The sequence below is a fragment of the Streptomyces sp. NPDC032745 genome (assembly GCF_055579465.1).
Genome location: NZ_JBVING010000002.1, coordinates 290319 through 307074 on the forward strand (window position 1 = coordinate 290319; position 16756 = coordinate 307074).

Below are 16756 nucleotides of genomic sequence, written 5' to 3' on the forward strand. Positions count from 1 at the left end.
CACGCGGGTCCCCCCGACGCCCGTCCCCGACCGCCCGGCCACGCGGCTCCGAGTGTGCGGGGTCCGGCCGCCCCCGCCCGGCCTGTCAGACCCGAGTGCGTGAGGCCCGCCAGCACCCGTCCCCGTGCCCCGGCCCGCGCCTCCGCTCCCCGCTCGCGGGGCCCCAACGCCCCGATGCCCTCAGTGCGGGGGGAGGCGGCCGGCCTCGTGGCTCAGGGCTGCCAGGACCGGGGCGATCAGGGGGTGGGATTCCGCACCGCGGCGGGTTGCCGCGAAGACCCTTCGGGTGGGTGCCGAGCCCGCCACCGGGCGGACCTGGACCTCCTTGAGGTCCATGCCCCGCAGCGCCGAGCGCGGGACGAGGGCCACCCCCGCCCCGGCGCCCACCAGTGCCGTCACGGCGCGGAAGTCGTCCGACGAGTGCACGAACCGGGGCTGGAAGCCCGCCAGTTCGCAGGCCAGCAGGGTCACGTCGTGGCACGGGTTCCCGGGATACTGCCCCACCCAGTCCGCGTCGGACAGATCCGCCAGCGACACCTCGGGGAAGTCGGCCAGGGGGTGTCCCGAGGGGAGCACCGCGTCGAAGGGCTCCGCGTACAGCGGGAGGACCGAGAGCCGGCCGTCGTCGGCGCCCGGGGCGCCGCGGTACTCGACCGCGAGGGCGAGGTCGGCCTCGCCGTCCAGCAGCAGCGGCAGGCTCTGGTCGCCTTCCGCGTCCCGGACGCGCAGGCGGATGCCCGGGCGCTCCTGGGCCAGGCGGGCGATCGCCGGGGCGAGGACCTCGGCGATGCCGGTGGCGAAGGCGGCCACCGTGACCTCGCCCGCCGCACCGCCCGCGTAGGCCGCGAGCTCGGCTTCGGCACGCTCCAGCTGGGCGAGGACCTCGTGGGCGTGCCCGAGCAGGATTTCGCCGGCCGCCGTCAGCCGTACCCCCCGGCCGCTGCGGGTCAGCAGCACGTGCCCGGTCTCCTGCTCCAGCGCCGCGAGCTGCTGGGAGACGGCGGAAGGGGTGAGGTACAGGGCTGCGGCCGCGGCGGTCACCGTACGGTGGTCCGCCACGGCGCGCAGAATGCGCAGCCGGCGGGGGTCGATCACCCCACCATTCTCGCAGGCGGCGCGGGCCGCCCGGGCCGGCGGAGCCGGCGGGCTGCTCAGGCCTTCGCCAGCGCCGAGCGGGCGTCGGTGAAGGCCGCGATCGCGCGTTCCACGTCCGCCGTGGAGTGGGCCGCCGAGAGCTGGACGCGGATGCGGGCCGCGCCCATCGGGACCACCGGGTAGGAGAAGCCGATCACGTACACGCCGCGCTCCAGCAGCAGCTCCGCCATCCTGGCGGCCTCCGCCGCGTCGCCGATCATCACCGGGGCGATGGCGTGGTCGCCGGGGAGGATCTCGAAGCCGGCCTCGGTCATCTTCGTGCGGAAGAGCGAGGTGTTGGCTGCGAGGCGCTCGCGCAGGTCGCCGGCCGACTCCAGCAGGTCCAGGACCTTCAGGGAGGCGGCGGCGATGACCGGGGCGAGGGAGTTGGAGAACAGGTACGGGCGGGAGCGCTGGCGCAGCAGCTCGACGATCTCGGCGCGGGCCGCGACGTAGCCGCCGGACGCGCCGCCGAGGGCCTTGCCGAGGGTGCCGGTGATGATGTCGATGCGGTCCATGACCCCGTGCAGCTCCGGCGTGCCGCGGCCGCCGGGGCCGACGAAGCCGACGGCGTGCGAGTCGTCGACCATGACCATGGCGTCGTAGCGCTCGGCCAGGTCGCAGATCTCGGCGAGCGGGGCGACGTAGCCGTCCATGGAGAAGACGCCGTCGGTGACGATCAGCTTGCGCCGCGCGCCGCCCTCGGTGGCCTCCTTGAGGCGGGCCTCGAGCTCGGTCATGTCGCGGTTGGCGTACCGGAAGCGGCGGGCCTTGGACAGGCGGATGCCGTCGATGATCGAGGCGTGGTTGAGGGCGTCGGAGATCACCGCGTCCTCGGCGCCGAGCAGGGTCTCGAAGACGCCGCCGTTGGCGTCGAAGCAGGAGGAGTAGAGGATCGTGTCCTCCTGGCCGAGGAACGAGGACAGCCGCGCCTCGAGCTCCTTGTGCACCTCCTGCGTACCGCAGATGAAGCGGACGGAGGCCATGCCGTAGCCCCAGCGGTCCAGCGCGTCCTTGGCGGCGGCGACGACCTCGGGGTGGTCGGCCAGGCCCAGGTAGTTGTTGGCGCAGAAGTTGAGGACCTCACCGGGGGCGCCGCCGGCGGTCACCGCGACGGCCGCGTTCTGCGGGGTGCCGATGACGCGCTCGGGCTTGTGCAGGCCCGCGGCGCGGATCTCGTCGAGGGTGGTGCGGAGGTCTTCGCGTACGGACTCGAACATGGGCTTCGGCTTCTCCTTGTGCGGCGGACGAAGGGGGCCGGGCCCCGCGGAGGGGGGAGGGTGGGCGGGGCCCGGCCGGAGGGAGATGGTTCGGTGGGACGGAGTCGAGGGGAGACGGAGGGCGGTGTGCGCCCTCCGGTCCAGGGGCCGGGAGGGCCGTTACGCCGTCCAGTCCAGGATGATCTTGCCGCTGCGGGCGGTGGCCGCCTCGTCGAAGGCGGCCTCGAAGTCACGGTGCGAGTAGCGGCCGGTGATGACCGGGCTGAGGTCCAGGCCGCCCTCCAGCAGCACCGTCATCGCGTACCAGGTCTCGAACATCTCGCGGCCGTAGATGCCCTTGATCGTGATCATCGAGGTGACGACCTTCGCCCAGTCCACCGGGAACTCCTGCGCGGGCAGGCCCAGCATGGCGATCCGGCCGCCGTGCGTCATGTTGTCGATCATGTCGCGCATGGCCTCGGCGCGGCCGGACATCTCCAGGCCGATGTCGAAGCCCTCGCGCAGGCCCAGCCGCGCCTGCGCGTCGGCGATCGTCGCCTTCGAGACGTCGAGCGCGAGCGTGGCGCCGGCCTTCCGGGCGATCTCGAGGCGCTCGGGGCTGACGTCGGTGATGACGACATTGCGCGCACCTGCGTGCTTGGCCACGGCCGCCGCCATGATCCCGATCGGGCCCGCGCCGGTGATCAGTACGTCCTCGCCGACCAGCGGGAACGACAGCGCCGTGTGGACGGCGTTGCCGAACGGGTCGAAGATCGCCGCCACGTCCAGGTCCACGGCGGTCCGGTGCACCCATACGTTCTGCGCGGGCAGGACGACGTACTCGGCGAAGGCGCCGTCGCGCCCGACGCCGAGGCCGACCGTGCTGCGGCACAGGTGGCGGCGCCCGGCCAGGCAGTTGCGGCACTTGCCGCACACGAGGTGGCCCTCGCCGCTGACGAGCGCGCCGGTCTCGATGTCCTGGACGTCAGCGCCGACGGCGGCGACCTCGCCCACGAACTCGTGGCCGAGCACGAGGGGGGTCTTGACCGCGCCCTGCGCCCAGCCGTCCCAGGAGCGGATGTGCAGGTCGGTACCGCAGATGCCGGTGCGCAGCACCTTGATCAGCACGTCGCCGGGGCCGTACTCGGGCTCGGGTACGTCCATGAGCCACAGCCCGGGCTCGGCCTTGTGCTTGACGAGTGCCTTCATGGGGGTGGCTCCAGGCATGCGGAGGGGACGTTGCAACCACTGCGTCGGGTGCGACGTATCGACAAGGACCAATCTGCCGAGCGCGGAGGTGATCAGTCCATCGAGGATTTCTTAAGCGGGTCGACAGCCCAGCTTCACGCCTATGCTCCTCCCGTGAAGGGCTGTGGCCTGGGCAGGGGCCTGCGGCCGGGGCAGGGAATGGGGAGGTGAGGGGCGTGCCGAGTCTGCGCAGCAGAGCGCTGTCGGTCGCGCTGATCGCGGCGGGTCGGCGAAGACGGTTCGCGAGTGCCGAGGCGGTACGCGCGCGGGTGGCCGAGTCGGCCCGCCGGCCGGCGTCGCACCTGCCGCCGCGCTCGCTGGGCCGGGTCGCCGAGGTCTCCCGCACCTTCGTCGGTGCCTGGCCGGTGTACGACGCCTCGCCGCGCGGGGTCGAGCCCGCGGCCCAGGTGCTGTACGTGCACGGCGGCGGGTACATCAACGAGCTGGTCAGGCCGCACTGGTCGATGATCCGGACCCTGGTCACCGAGGCGCAGGCGCGTGTCGTCGTACCGGCGTACATCCTGGCCCCGCGCGGGACCGCGGACCGGACGGTTCCGGTGGCCGCGGACCTGCTCAGCGGGTTGATCGCGAGCGGCGGAGCGGGCGGCACGGTGCTCGTCGGGGACGCGGCGGGAGCCGGGATGGCGCTGGCCGCCGCCCAGCGGCTGCGCGACCGTACGGGGGCGCAGCCGTCGCGGATCGTGCTGATCTCGCCCTGGCTGGACCTGACCATGAGCCACCCGGACCAGGCGGCCATCGAGGCCGCCGACCCGGTGCAGGCGCGGCCGGGGCTGCTGGAGGCCGGCCGGCTGTACGCGGGCACCCTGGCCACCGACGATCCGCGGGTGAGCCCCCTGCACGGCTCCTTCGCGGGACTGGCGCCGCTGACGGTGTTCACCGGCACCCGGGACGTACTGACCACCGACAGCCGGGAGCTGCTGCGCCGGGCTCGTGCGGACGGGGTGGAGGTGGAGTTCCACGAGGAGCCGGGGCTGCCGCACGGGTACCCGCTGCTGCCGGTTCCGGAGGGGCGGGCGGCCCGGGACCGGATCGTGGAGCTGATCAGGTCGGCCGCCGAAGAGTGAAGGCCCGCCGGGCCGACGGGCGGGCCGGCGTGTGGACCGCCCTGTGGGCTGCCGGGTGGGCCGTCACGCCGTGCAGGTCATCAGTGAGCTGATCGGCCAGGCACGGTAGGCGGTCCAGTACGCCTCGTCGCGGGCGCCGTCGGCGGGCGGTGTCCGGTTGGGCTGCCAGCCGACCGTGGAGAAGCCGGCCTCGACGGCGGCCTCGGCGAAGTCGGCGTGCGCCCACTCGCGGAACTCGAAGTCGGCCGGGGGCTGCGTCAGGAACTGCGCCTTCAGCAGCGGCGCGTCGCCTTCGTGGACGCGGTCGACGATCCGTACCCCGTACGGCGACCAGTCGACGTTCGGGTACGCGCCGGCATTGGGCACGATGGCCAGCAGGCGGCCACCGTCGCGCAGGTTGGCCCGGATGGACCGGAACATGGCGTGCAGGGCGGACCGGTCGGTGGCGTAGTTGAACAGGTACACGGCGGTGGCCAGGTCGAACGGGCCCATCTGCGGCAGCTTGGCGGCGTCGGCGACCACGTATTCAATGGGTGCTGCTTCGATGGGTGCTGCTTCGATCGGTGCGGCTTCGAAGGGTGCGGCTTCCATCGATGCCCCTGCGACGGGTGTCCCCTCGGCACGTGCGGCCTCGGCGGGGGCCGACCCGGTGCCGGCGGCTGCTCCCGTGGCCGCCGCCGCACCCACCCCGCGTACGGGACGTACCGCGCCCACCGCACTCTCCAGCGCGCCCACACCGTCCGCGCCGATCACCCCGTGCGCGCGGGCCAGCCGGATCATCTCCTCCGAGATGTCCACGCCGACGGCCCGGCGGGCCCCGCCGCGTGCCAGCAGCCGCGTGTTGTAGCCGTATCCGCAGGCCAGGTCGAGGGTGTCGAGCCCGCGCACCCCGCCGAGCGCGTCGAGCGCCCCGAGCAGGGTGTGCGTGTCGGCCGCCGAGAAGGCCGCCGTGGTCTTCGACTCCACGAACCGCTCGCCGATGCTGTCGTACTGGAACCGCATGCTCTGCCTTCCGTGGCGGGGTGGGACGCCTGCGTATCGTGCCCCGGAGCGCGGCCCGCGAGGACGTGTGCGGCGGCCCGTCCCCCGGACGGGGGAGGCGTTCGGGTCAGTGCGTACGGCGTACGGGGTGTCCGGCGACCGCCGGGAGCAGTTCGCGGGCGCAGCCGCGCAGCCAGGCGTGGGCCGGGTCGGCGTCGTGGCGCGGGTGCCAGGCGATGCCGAACGGCAGGGTCGGCAGGTCGAGAGGGATCTCGAAGGCCTCCAGCCCCAGCTCGGCGGCGAGCGGCACGGCCTGTGAGGCGATCAGGCCGACGAGGTCGCTCTCGCGCAGGATGAACAGGGAGGCTGGGTAGGAGCCGACGCTGCCCACCACCCGTCGGGACAGACCCTGTTCGGCGAGGGCCGCGTCCACCGGGCCCTCCAGACGGCCGCGGCGGGACACGATGAGGTGCTCGGCGGCGGCGAACCGGCGCGGGGTGATCCGGCCCCGAAGCAGCGGGTGGCCGGCCCGGGCGACGCCCATCATGTGCTCGTCGAAGAGGTGCTCGACGCGCACCTCGGGCGACCGGCTGTCCACGACGCCGAGTTCGAGGTCGGCGATGCCCTCGCGCAGGGCCGGGACGTCCACGTGGCTCTCGGACAGGAAGCGCAGCCGGACACCGGGTGCCTCCTTGGCCACCCGGGAGAAGAGCGTGGCCCCGAAGGTGGCTGCGAAGGCGTCGTGGGCCAGCACCGTGAAGGTGCGGGTGAGGGTGGGGAGGTCGACCTGTCCGCCCGTCAGGAAGAGGGCCCGGGCCCGTTCCACGACGGCGCGGACCTCGCCGTGCACGGCGAGGGCGTGCGGGGTCGGGACCATGGTCCGCCCGGCACGGACCAGTACGGGGTCGCCGAGGGCCTTGCGGATCCGGCCGAGGGTGCGGCTCATGGCGGGCTCGGAGAGGTGCAGCCGGGCGGCCGCGCGGGACACGCTCGACTCCTCCAGGAGCACGTCCAGGGCGACGAGGAGGTTGAGGTCCAGCCCGGATTGCGTCACACGCATTCATCCCTTGCAGAACTTGCACTGGAAAGCAGGTCACGCCAACTCTACGGTGAGGCACAGGGGATGGCGCCGACCGCGCTGCCCTCCCCCACACCACTTCACCGTCACCGACTCCCAGGAGGAGCCGTGCTCCGCCATGCCCGCGAACGGGATGCCACCGATCCCGCCGCCGATCCGTCCGCCCCGGCGCCCGCCGCCCTCACCCGGCCCGCGCTGCTCGTCCTGTGCGCCTGCGTACTGGTCGCGCAGGCGATGGTCGCCGCCGTCAACCTGCTGATCCCGCAGCTCGCGGCGTCCGTCCTGCACCCGACCCCCGGCCAGCTGGTCTGGGCGGTCGACGCCTACGTCATCGTGTTCGCCGCGCTGCTGATCCCGGCGGGCGCCCTCGGCGACCGGTACGGCCGCAAGGGCGCGCTGCTGGCCGGGCTCGCTCTGTTCGCCGCGGGCGGGGCGGTCAGCGCGCTCGCCGCGACCCCGGCGGTGCTCATCGCCGGGCGCGGTCTGTGCGGGGCCGGCGCGGCGCTGATCATGCCCGCCACCATGTCCGTCCTGATCCACCTGAGCCCGCCCGAACGCCGCGGCCAGGCGCTGGCCACCTGGACGCTGTCCGCCGGCCTCGGGGGTCTGGCGGGCAACGTCGGGGGCGGCCTGGCCGGGGAGTACCTGACCTGGCGGGCGCTGTTCTGGGCGGTCGTCCCGCTGGGCGCGCTGCTCGCGCTCGCCGTCGCCCGCACGGTGCCGCGCACCCCGGCCCGCGCCGATGCCTCCGTCGACCCGTTCGGCGCGCTGCTGCTGGCCGGGGCGCTCCTCGCCGTCGTCTACGGGATCATCGAGGGGCCCACGTACGGCTGGACCTCGGCGGCGGTGCTGATCGCCTTCGGCACCGGCGCCGCGCTGCTGGCCGCCTTCACCGGCCATGCGCTGCGCGCCGCGCAGCCGCTGCTGGACCCGCGGATCTTCGCCTCGCGCAAGCTGCGCGCCGGGGCGCTCGGCATCGGCGCCGCGTTCTTCGGGCTCTTCTCCCTCTTCTTCGTCAACGCCCAGTACCTCCAGTACGCGAAGGGCTTCTCGCCCGCCGCGACGGGCCTGGCGATCGTCCCGCTCACCGTCGGCATGGCGGTCGTGCCGAAGCTGGGCGCGCGGCTCGCGGAGCGGACCGGGCCGCGGCTGCCGGTCGGTATCGGGCTGGGCCTGATCGGGGCCGGGCTGCTGCTGGTCTCCACCGCCGACGCGGACACCCCGTACGCCCTGTACGCCTGCCACCTGCTGGTGCTGTCGGTCGGCACGGGCCTGTGCGCGCCGTCGCTGACCCTGACGGTGGTCGCGGAACTGCCCGCGCACCAGGCCGGGCTGGGATCCGGGCTGAACACCGCGGCCCGGGAGATCGGCGCGGCGCTGGGGGTGGCGGTGGTCGGCACGGTGCTGGCCTCCCGGTTCCACGGCGATCCGCAGGATCCGGCGCAGATCGGCGCCTTCACGGACGCGATGGGGGTCGCGCTGCGCACGGTGGCCGCCGTGCTGCTGCTGGCGGCGATCGCGGTGGTGGCCGGCTACCGGGACGGCGGGTCCGGCCGCCGGGGCGCGGGGCGCGGGCGCCGGGATGCAGCGTCCGGCGTGGGGGGCGCATGCTGACTGTGTGACGGCGAGAGCGGACAGCGGCCCCGCCACCGACGCCACGGCCCGCGTGCTCGCACGGGCCTGCGTCGATGCGGTGCAGGCCGTCGGCGGGTTTGCGGGCGGTGTCTACCTGCGCTCCGGCGCCGAGGGACCGCTGCTGCTCGCCGTGCTGACGGGCCTGCCCGGAAAGCTGTTCCGCCCGTGGTGGCGGATGCACGTGAACCGCCCGTACCCGGTCGCCGAGGCGTATCGCTCCGGCCAGTCGGTGCACCTGCCCGACGCGGATACGGCCATGCAGCGCTTCCCGCAGATGATGGCCGGACTGCCGTTCCCCTTCGGCTCGCTCTACGAGCCCGTCATGGCCGGGGCGGAGCGGTTCGGGGTGCTGTTCGTCCTGCGGCCCGCGACCCCCGGCTCCTCGGTCGACGCCGCCGACCGGGAGCGGCTGCGCTCCGCCGCGGACGGGCTGGCCGACCGGCTGGCCGCGCTCACCGCGACCGGGGATCCGGTGCTCTGGAAGGGCGATCCGGTGTGCGTACCGCCTTCGGACACGGCGCAGGGCGCGCGCGAGGCGGTGGAGCGGCTCACGCTGTCGGTGCTTTCCGTGGACCGCGAGGGCAGGATCCGCTACGTCAACCACGCCGCCGCACGCCTGCTGACCCTGGGTGCGCCGGAGCTGCGCGGGCGGGTGGTGTGGGAGGCGGTGCCCTGGCTCGGGCAGCCCGCGTACGAGGACCACTTCCGCGGGGTGTTCATGTCCGGCGAGCCGGTGCGCTTCCCGGCCCGGCGCGGCCGACAGCCGGGCGGGGACTGGGTGACGGTGGATCTGTACCCGGGCCCGGACGGGGTGACCGTGACGATCGGCGCGGCCGACCCGCCCGTCTACGCGCCCGGGTCGGTGGTCCGGCCGGGCGCGGGGCTGGGTTCACCGGCCGACCGGGCCTCGGCGCTGTACCGGCCGGTGGCCCTGGCGATCGCGCTGACGGAGGCGGTCACGGCCCGCCAGGTGTCGGCGGTGGTCACCCAGGAGCTGCTGCCCGCCTTCGGCGGCCGCCAGCTGGCGATCTACCTGCTCAACGAGCGGCATCTGCACCTGGCGTGGGAGACGGGGTTCCCGCAGGGCTTCCTCGACCGGTTCGACGGGGTGGCGCTCGATGCCCGGCTGCCGGGCGTGGAGACGCTGACCACGGGCCGGCCGATGTTCTTCGAGTCGATGGAGCACCTGGCCGCCGCGTATCCGGGGATCCCGCTGGACGCGCACATAGGGGCCCGCGCGTTCCTGCCGCTGATCGCCTCGGGCCGGCCGGTGGGCTCGTGCATCCTCGGTTTCGACGCGCCGCGCGGGTTCAGCCCGGAGGAGCGCACGGTGCTGACCGCGCTGGCCGGGCTGATCGCGCAGGCCCTGGAGCGGGCGCAGCGCTACGACTCGGAGGCGGCGCTGGCCCGCGGACTGCAGGCGGCGCTGCTGCCGCACCGGCTGCCGGTGGGCGGGCAGGTGGAGACGGTGGCCCGGTATCTGCCCGGCACCCAGGGCATGGACGTCGGCGGCGACTGGTACGACGTGATCGAGACGAGCGAGGGTGTCCTGGCCCTGGTCATCGGGGACGTCCAGGGCCACGGGGTGGCGGCCGCCGCGACCATGGGCCAGCTGCGCAGCGCCGTACGGGCCTTCACGCTCGGCGGCAGTGCGCCGGAGCAGGTGATGGCGGGCACCAACCGGCTGCTGATCGACCTGGACCCCGGCCAGTTCGCCAGCTGCTGCTACGTGCTGCTCGATCCGGCGTCGGGCCGGGCGCGGGCCGTCCGGGCCGGGCATCCGCAGCCGCTGCTGCGCCACGCGGACGGGCGGGCGGAGGTGCTGGACCTGCCGGGTGGGGTGGTGCTCGGCATCGACGTGGACGCCGCGTACCCGGTGACGGAGCTGCGGCTGGCGCGGGGCTCGGTGCTCGCCCTGTACACGGACGGGCTGGTCGAGGAGGCGGGGGAGGACATCGACCTCGGCGTGGAGCGGCTGCGGGCGGCGCTGGCCGCGGCCCGGCCGTCGCCGCTGACGGAGGCGGCCGACCTGCTGGTGGGCGAGGCGGGGGACTCCGCGGACCGGCCGGACGACATCGCCCTGCTGCTGGCCTTGCGCACGTACGGCGGGCCTGCCGCGAGCGGCTGACCCTGACGGCGTCGCGGGAGCTCTGCCGGGAGCGTTGCGGGATCCCACTCCTTGGGCAGGTGGTGTCGCCCCGGGCACATGTCGGCAAAGCGGAAGAAAATTTGCCCGCGCTCCGCTGCGGTTCCCGCACCCGGACTCTGTGCAGCGTTTACGCGGTCTTAACACTGCCGTGGGGCTGCCGCAGTGCGGCGGGACGATGGAATCCGCAGGGGAACTGCTATTGACCTGCGGATCTCGCAGGGATTCGATGTCGGCCCGGGAGCCACTGAACCACTCTGCTCACCACCGCCTCGGAGGCGATACCGCTCCCGCACCTCAGCTCACCGCACCTGCCGATCGGAACCCCGCACCGATGTCTGAAACGATCAGCGCCCCTCAGGCCCTCGCCCCCGCCACCGGGCCCGTCCCCCAGAAGCTCAAGCGTTCCATCGGCGTCGTCGGCGGCACACTGCTGACGCTCTCGTGCGTGACGCCCGCTTCGACCCTGTTCGTCGTCGTGCCCGACCTGTTCGCCAGCCTCGGCACGTGGACCGCCCTCACGATCGCCATCGGCTCGCTGCTCTGCATCGGCGTCGCGTTCTGCTACTCCGAGCTCGGCACCCTGATCCCCAGCGCCGGCGGCGAGTACGCGATGGTGTCGACCCTCGCGGGCCGGCTGGCCGGATGGCTGGTGTTCGTACTCTCCCTGCTGGTCGTGATGATCGTGCCGCCCGTGATCGCCATGGGCACGGCCGACTACCTCGCGCCGATCGTGCACATACCGGCCCCGGTCGCGGGCGGCGGCGTGATGCTGCTCGCCACCCTCGCCGGCCTTCTCGACCTGCGGGCCAACGCCTGGATCACCGGTATCTTCCTGGTGCTCGAGGTCGTCGCCGCCGCGCTGGTCGCCGTACTGGGCTTCGCGCACAGCGAGCGGGGCACCGGTGCGCTGGTGCACGGCACGGTCGCGGCCGAGGGCGGCGGCACCTCCACGGTGACCGCGATGATGGTCGTCTCCGGGCTCGCCATCGCCCTGTTCATCACCCAGGGCTTCTCGACCGCCGTCTACCTCTCCGAGGAGCTGGAGAACCCGCGGCGCAACGTCGCCCGTACGGTGCTCGCCACCCTCGCCATCTCCACGGCCGTCATCCTGATCCCGGTCATCGCCATCACCGTGGGCGCGCCCGACCTCTCCGCTCTGGCCGAGGGTGACCTCGGCGGGATGGTGACCGCCTGGTCCAACTCGGCCGTCGGCACCTTCGTCAGCCTCTGCGTCGCCCTCGCCATCATCAACGCGGGCATCGTCATGGTGATCCAGAACTCCCGCGTGCTGTTCGCGTCCGCCCGCGACAAGGCCTGGCCCGCGCCGGTCAACCACGCGCTGTCCAAGCTCGGCCGCTTCGGCTCCCCGTGGGTGGCCACCCTCCTCGTGGGTGTCCCGGGCGCGGCGCTGTGCTTCGTCAACCTCGACACCCTGTACGGCGTCACCGGCGTCTCGGTGACCGGCATGTACCTGCTGGTCGCGGTGGCCGCGCTGTTCGCCCGGCGCGGGGCGCACCGCGAGGTGGCCGCCTGGCGGATGCCCCTGTGGCCGGCGGTGCCGATCGTGCTGATCGCCGTACTCGCGTACATCCTGACCCAGCAGGAGACCCAGTACCTGCTGTGGACCGGCGGGATCACCGCCGTGGCCACGCTGTACTGGGCGCTGTACCTGCGGCCGCGGCAGGACAGCCGCTGGCTGGTCAGCATCCCGGAGGACGGCGAGTCCGCCGCGGTCTGACCCGCTCCTCGGCGGGGTCGGCGGGATCAGTTCCCGTCGGCCCCGCCGATGCTGTTGACGGCGGGCCGGCCCAGGGTGATGGCCGTGTTGACCAGGCCGACGTGGCTGAACGCCTGCGGGAAGTTGCCGAGTTGGCGGCCGGACACCGGGTCGTACTCCTCCGCGAGCAGCCCCACGTCGTTGCGTACGGCCAGCAGCCGCTCGAACAGCTCCCGTGCCTCCTTCTCCCGCCCGGTCATGTGGAGCGCGTCGGCCAGCCAGAACGAGCAGGCCAGGAAGGCGCCTTCGTCGCCGGGCAGCCCGTCCACCGACGGGCCCTCGGTGCTGTAGCGGCGGACCAGGCCGCTGCTGCCGAGCTCGGCCCGGACCGCGTCGACCGTGCCGATCACGCGCGGGTCGTCGGGCGGCAGGAAGCCGACCCGCGGGATGAGCAGGGTGGCCGCGTCCAGCTCGCGGGAGCCGTAGTACTGCGTGAAGGTGCCCCGCACGGGGTCGAAGCCGTGCTCGATCACGTCCTGGTGCACCTGGTCCCGCATGGTCCGCCACCGCTGCACGTCGCCGAGCAGCGAGGAGTCGCTCTCCATCGTGCGCACGGCCCGGTCCGCGGCGACCCACGCCATCACCTTGGAGTGCACGAAGTGCCGGCGCGGCCCCCGCACCTCCCACAGACCCTCGTCCGGCCGGCGCCAGTTGCGCTCCAGGAAGTCGAGGAGCGCGAGCTGGATCCGCCAGGCGTGCCGCTCCGCGGGCAGTCCGTTCGACCTGGCCAGGTACAGGGAGTCGAGGACCTCCCCGTACACGTCGAGCTGGAGCTGGTCCACGGCCGCGTTGCCGACGCGGACCGGGGAGGAGGCTGCGTAGCCGCGCAGCCACGGCAGGTCGGATTCGGGGATCCGCCGCTCGCCGGCGATCCCGTACATGATCTGGAGGTCGGCGGGGTCGCCGGCGATGGCGCGCAGCAGCCATTCGCGCCAGGCGCGGGCCTCGTCCAGGAAGCCGGTCTCCAGGAGGGAGCCGAGGGTCAGGGTGGAGTCGCGCAGCCAGCAGTAGCGGTAGTCCCAGTTGCGGACGCCGCCGAGCTCCTCGGGCAGGGATGTGGTGGCGGCGGCCGCGATTCCGCCGGTCGGGGCGTACGTGAGGGCCTTGAGGGTGATCAGGGAGCGGGTCACGGCCTCCCGGTAGGGGCCCTCGTAGGTGCACTGGGCGCTCCACTCGCGCCAGTCGGCGAGGCCCTGCTCCAGCGCCTCGTGCGGGACGCAGGGCTCGGGGCGCGGCTCGTGCGAAGGGTGCCAGGTGAGGACGAAGGCGACCCGCTGGCCGGCGGTGACGGTGAACTCGGAGCGGGTGCTGTTGGCCTCGCCCCAGGTGTGGACGGGCGGCTCGCTGCGGAACCAGAGGGAGTCGGGCCCGGCGACGGCGACCCGGTCGCCGTCGGCGCGCCGGACCCAGGGGACGACGTGCCCGTAGTCGAAGCGCAGGCGCAGCACGCTGAGTACGGTGGCCTCGCCGGAGAGGCCCTCGACGACCCGGATCACATCGGGTGCGCTGTCGCGCTGCGGCATGAAGTCGATGACCTTGAACGAGGCACCGTCCGGGGTGTCCCAGTAGGACTCCAGGACCAGCGAGCCGTCGACGTAGGCGCGGCGGGTGCACTGCTCGCCGGCGGCGCCCCCGGCCGGGGCGATGCGCCAGTGGCCGTTCTCCTTGTCGCCGAGGAGTGCCGCGAAGCAGGCGGGAGAGTCGAAGCGCGGCAGGCACAGCCAGTCGATGGACCCGTCGCGGCCGACGAGCCCGCTGGTCATGAGGTCGCCGATGAGTGCGTAGTCTTCGATGGGTTGTGTCATTTGTGCGCTGTTCCCCCGAATGCCCGGGTCCAATCAGCGTAGGGCCCGGGCACCCTCGTGCGCGCGACTTGGCCGCTTAGTTGCGCACGAGGAGCAGCGCGCTCGCGATGATCACGCCGAGGGCGACGGCGAGGGCGCCGTGGGCCAGGCGGTGGCTGCGCAGGACGGGCAGGAAGCGGTCGGCGGCGTACCGGCCGGGGCCGGTGAGGGCGAGGGCGGCAGCGCCCACGGTCAGGAGGAGCTCGTACTCGATGCCCTTCGGGGCGAAGAACGACCCGGCGCCGTGGACTGCGATCGCGTTGATCATGGTGCCGACGACCGCGGCTCCGGCGAGCGGGGTGAGCAGCCCGAGCACGAGGCCGAGGCCGCCGAGGGTCTCGGTCAGGCCCGCGAGGACGGCCATGGCATCGCCCGACGGGTATCCGCTGGCGGTGAAGAACTGACCGGTGCCGCTGATGCCGCCGCCGCCGAACCAGCCGAAGAGCTTCTGGGTGCCGTGGCCGGCCATGGTGAGTCCGAGGACCACGCGCAGGAGGAGCAGGCCGGCGTCGTGGGCGGGGGTGGAGAGGGCGAGCGGAGCGGCCGGTACGGCAGCGGCCTGCGGCTTCGTCGCGGTGACGGAGGGGCTGGTCATGGGCGGGATCCTTCCGGTCGGGCGGTCCGGGGCGGGGACGGAGTAGTTCAAATTCGAACCGCCAGCCCCGACCCTAACCATTGATTCAAATTGGAACAACCCGTGTACCCTGGGCGCATGGCTGAAACGAGATGGCTGGACGAGCGCGAGATGCGCGCCTGGAGCGGCTTCCTGGCCGCATCCGCCCTGGTGAACCGCCGTCTCGACCAGCAGCTCAAGGACGATTCCGGGCTCTCGCACCCGCAGTACGAGATACTCGTGCGGCTCGCCGCGGCCCCGGACCGCGAGCTGCGGATGACGGAACTGGCCAATGGCCTGATCAATTCGAAGAGCGGGCTGACCTACCAGGTCACCCAGCTGGAGAAGGCGGGCCTGGTCCGCCGCCGCAGCTGCCCTTCCGACGTGCGCGGGGTCTTCGCCGTCCTCACGGACGCCGGCAGCGCCCGCCTGGAGGCGGCCGCGCCCGGTCATGTGGCCACCGTCCGGGAGGCACTGATCGACGTCCTCACCCCCGAGCAGCTCGAGGTGCTCGCGGACGGGCTGGGCGAGGTCAGCCGCCGACTGCGCGAGCACGGCTGACATCACGGCAGACATCACGGCGGATAGGCGGATATCGGCGCCCGACGGGGTATAGGGGTGACATGGACGGAACGGTCTGGCTGACGGTCGTCGCCGTCGTCGCCCTCGGGCTGGCGGTCGCGGCCGGCGTGCTGCTCGTACGCGTCTTCGCGGCGCGGCGCCTGCTGCTCGACGCGGGGATCCCGCTGCGCGACAAGGCGCTCTTCTGGGTCGCGGTGATCTACACCGTCTCGCCCGTGGACCTGGTCCCGGACCCGGTGTACCTCGACGACATCGGCGTACTGCTGCTGGCGCTGCGCTCCCTGCACGCGGCGGCAGGGGCGGTGCGACCCGGCGCGGGCCGTGCCACGTCCGCGGAACCCGTGACGGCCAAGGAGCCCGGCACCGCGTAGGAATCCGGGGACCGGGAGCCCGGCGTCGCCTTCGGCGGCCTGCTGCGACCGGGGACGTCCGAGCCGGCCGAGGGACGTCCGGCCGCGGCTCAGCGGACGCCGCGCGGGCGGAACTGGATGCTGATGCGCGGGCCTACCGCGCGGCCGGACTTGGGCACCGCGTGCTCCATGGTCCGCTGGCAGGAGCCACCCATCACGACGAGGTCGCCGTGCCCCAGGGGCAGGCGCAGCAGGGTGGGGCCGCCGTCGCGGGGGCGGAGGACGAGATCGCGGGGGTCGCCGACCGAGACGATCGCGACCATGGTGTCCTCGGTGGCGGACCGGCCGATGCGGTCCCCGTGCCAGGCGACGCTGTCCCGGCCGTCGCGGTAGAGGCAGAGCCCGGCGGTGGCGAAGGGTTCCCCGAGCTCGGCGGCGTAGTGCCGGGTCAGCGTGTCGCGGGCCTCGGTGAGTGCCGGGTGCGGCAGGGCCTCCCCCTCGTCGTAGAAGGCCAGCAGGCGGGGTACGTCGACCTCGCGCTCGTACATCTGGCGGCGCTCGGCCCGCCACGGCACGTCCTCGGCCAGCCGCTCGAACAGCGTGTCGGCGCCGGAGAGCCAGCCGGGCAGGTGATCGACCCAGGCGCCGGAGCCGAGCGGGGTGCGGCGCAGGTCCGAGAGCGGGCCGAGGCGGATCTCGTCGCCCTGATCGAAGAGGGAGCCCTGGAGGCCGGGGATCGTACGCACGGATCCATCGTAACGCGCCATTCGAACATTCGCTCGATTCAATGGCCGCACGAGCCCTCTGCGGCACCCACTCCCCCGCGAGCGGCCCGTCAAGGTATCGCTAGAGACGCGTTAAGGAGCCGTCAAGACCGTTCGCGGCGGCGCGCCGGGCGTCCGTCGGCAGCAGGGCGTGAGGGGGTACGTCTGCGCAGGTGGGAGGCGGGTTCAGGCCGGAGTTCACTTCTCCGGCCAACCGGAGCAGCCCGCCGGGCGCCACCGTCAGGGACCCGTCAGCATGGGAACGCGCGCGTGCACGAATGATCGAGTTCCGTACGCTTGCCCAGCCGTCGCACCGA

General features: G+C 73.5%; 14 protein-coding genes. 6 read left to right on the top strand and 8 right to left on the bottom strand.

All coding sequences use genetic code 11. The annotated features are described in order from the left end of the window. Window positions 1-180: 180 nt before the first annotated feature. From ACZ5WG_RS05655 to tdh, 3 genes are all read right to left on the bottom strand, one after another. Entirely contained in the window at window positions 181-1095 is a 915-nt protein-coding gene (locus ACZ5WG_RS05655) for a LysR family transcriptional regulator (protein ID WP_468720893.1), read from the bottom strand. Between the two features lie 56 nt (window positions 1096-1151). Next, window positions 1152-2354 (bottom strand): glycine C-acetyltransferase, encoded by a 1203-nt coding sequence (locus ACZ5WG_RS05660; protein ID WP_468720894.1) that lies wholly within the window; start codon window positions 2352-2354, stop codon window positions 1152-1154. Between the two features lie 159 nt (window positions 2355-2513). Then, entirely contained in the window at window positions 2514-3542 is a 1029-nt protein-coding gene (gene tdh / locus ACZ5WG_RS05665; RefSeq protein WP_030295467.1) for an L-threonine 3-dehydrogenase, read from the bottom strand. 215 nt (window positions 3543-3757) lie between these two features. Between tdh and ACZ5WG_RS05670 the strand changes: the two genes are divergently transcribed. Next, on the top strand, window positions 3758-4666 hold the full coding sequence (locus ACZ5WG_RS05670) for an alpha/beta hydrolase fold domain-containing protein (protein WP_468720895.1): 909 nt from the start codon (window positions 3758-3760) through the stop codon (window positions 4664-4666). Between the two features lie 63 nt (window positions 4667-4729). On the opposite strand, the gene ACZ5WG_RS05675 is transcribed toward ACZ5WG_RS05670, so the two are convergent. Together ACZ5WG_RS05675 and ACZ5WG_RS05680 are read right to left on the bottom strand one after the other, a co-directional pair. Further along, entirely contained in the window at window positions 4730-5668 is a 939-nt protein-coding gene (locus tag ACZ5WG_RS05675; RefSeq protein ID WP_468720896.1) for a class I SAM-dependent methyltransferase, read from the bottom strand. Between the two features lie 106 nt (window positions 5669-5774). Continuing rightward, a complete protein-coding gene (locus ACZ5WG_RS05680; protein WP_468720898.1) occupies window positions 5775-6707 on the bottom strand; it encodes a LysR family transcriptional regulator in 933 nt (310 codons plus the stop codon). 63 nt (window positions 6708-6770) lie between these two features. Here ACZ5WG_RS05680 and ACZ5WG_RS05685 point away from each other — a divergent pair, with 63 nt between their 5' ends. The 3 genes from ACZ5WG_RS05685 to ACZ5WG_RS05695 all read left to right on the top strand — a co-directional run bounded on the left by ACZ5WG_RS05685 (window position 6771) and on the right by ACZ5WG_RS05695 (window position 12247). Then, window positions 6771-8339, top strand: a complete 1569-nt coding sequence (locus ACZ5WG_RS05685; protein WP_468720900.1) for an MFS transporter — start codon at window positions 6771-6773, stop codon at window positions 8337-8339. A gap of 4 nt (window positions 8340-8343) precedes the next feature. Next, window positions 8344-10488 carry a GAF domain-containing SpoIIE family protein phosphatase gene (locus ACZ5WG_RS05690; protein ID WP_468720901.1) on the top strand — a complete coding sequence of 715 codons (2145 nt, stop codon included), beginning with the start codon at window positions 8344-8346 and terminating at the stop codon, window positions 10486-10488. Between the two features lie 352 nt (window positions 10489-10840). Next, on the top strand, window positions 10841-12247 hold the full coding sequence (locus ACZ5WG_RS05695; RefSeq protein WP_468720902.1) for an APC family permease: 1407 nt from the start codon (window positions 10841-10843) through the stop codon (window positions 12245-12247). 26 nt (window positions 12248-12273) lie between these two features. Here ACZ5WG_RS05695 and ACZ5WG_RS05700 read toward each other — a convergent pair whose 3' ends face one another. Together ACZ5WG_RS05700 and ACZ5WG_RS05705 are read right to left on the bottom strand one after the other, a co-directional pair. Next, on the bottom strand, window positions 12274-14091 hold the full coding sequence (locus ACZ5WG_RS05700; protein ID WP_468720904.1) for a glycoside hydrolase family 15 protein: 1818 nt from the start codon (window positions 14089-14091) through the stop codon (window positions 12274-12276). 76 nt (window positions 14092-14167) lie between these two features. Continuing rightward, entirely contained in the window at window positions 14168-14725 is a 558-nt protein-coding gene (locus tag ACZ5WG_RS05705; RefSeq protein WP_468720905.1) for a DoxX family protein, read from the bottom strand. A 117-nt stretch (window positions 14726-14842) separates the two neighbouring features. Between ACZ5WG_RS05705 and ACZ5WG_RS05710 the strand changes: the two genes are divergently transcribed. After that, window positions 14843-15304, top strand: coding sequence for a MarR family winged helix-turn-helix transcriptional regulator (locus tag ACZ5WG_RS05710; protein ID WP_468720906.1), 462 nt, complete (start codon window positions 14843-14845; stop codon window positions 15302-15304). 62 nt (window positions 15305-15366) lie between these two features. Further along, window positions 15367-15696, top strand: a complete 330-nt coding sequence (locus tag ACZ5WG_RS05715; RefSeq protein ID WP_468720907.1) for a YkvA family protein — start codon at window positions 15367-15369, stop codon at window positions 15694-15696. 89 nt (window positions 15697-15785) lie between these two features. On the opposite strand, the gene ACZ5WG_RS05720 is transcribed toward ACZ5WG_RS05715, so the two are convergent. Next, a complete protein-coding gene (locus ACZ5WG_RS05720) occupies window positions 15786-16421 on the bottom strand; it encodes an alpha-ketoglutarate-dependent dioxygenase AlkB (protein WP_468720908.1) in 636 nt (211 codons plus the stop codon). Between the last annotated feature and the right edge of the window lie 335 nt (window positions 16422-16756).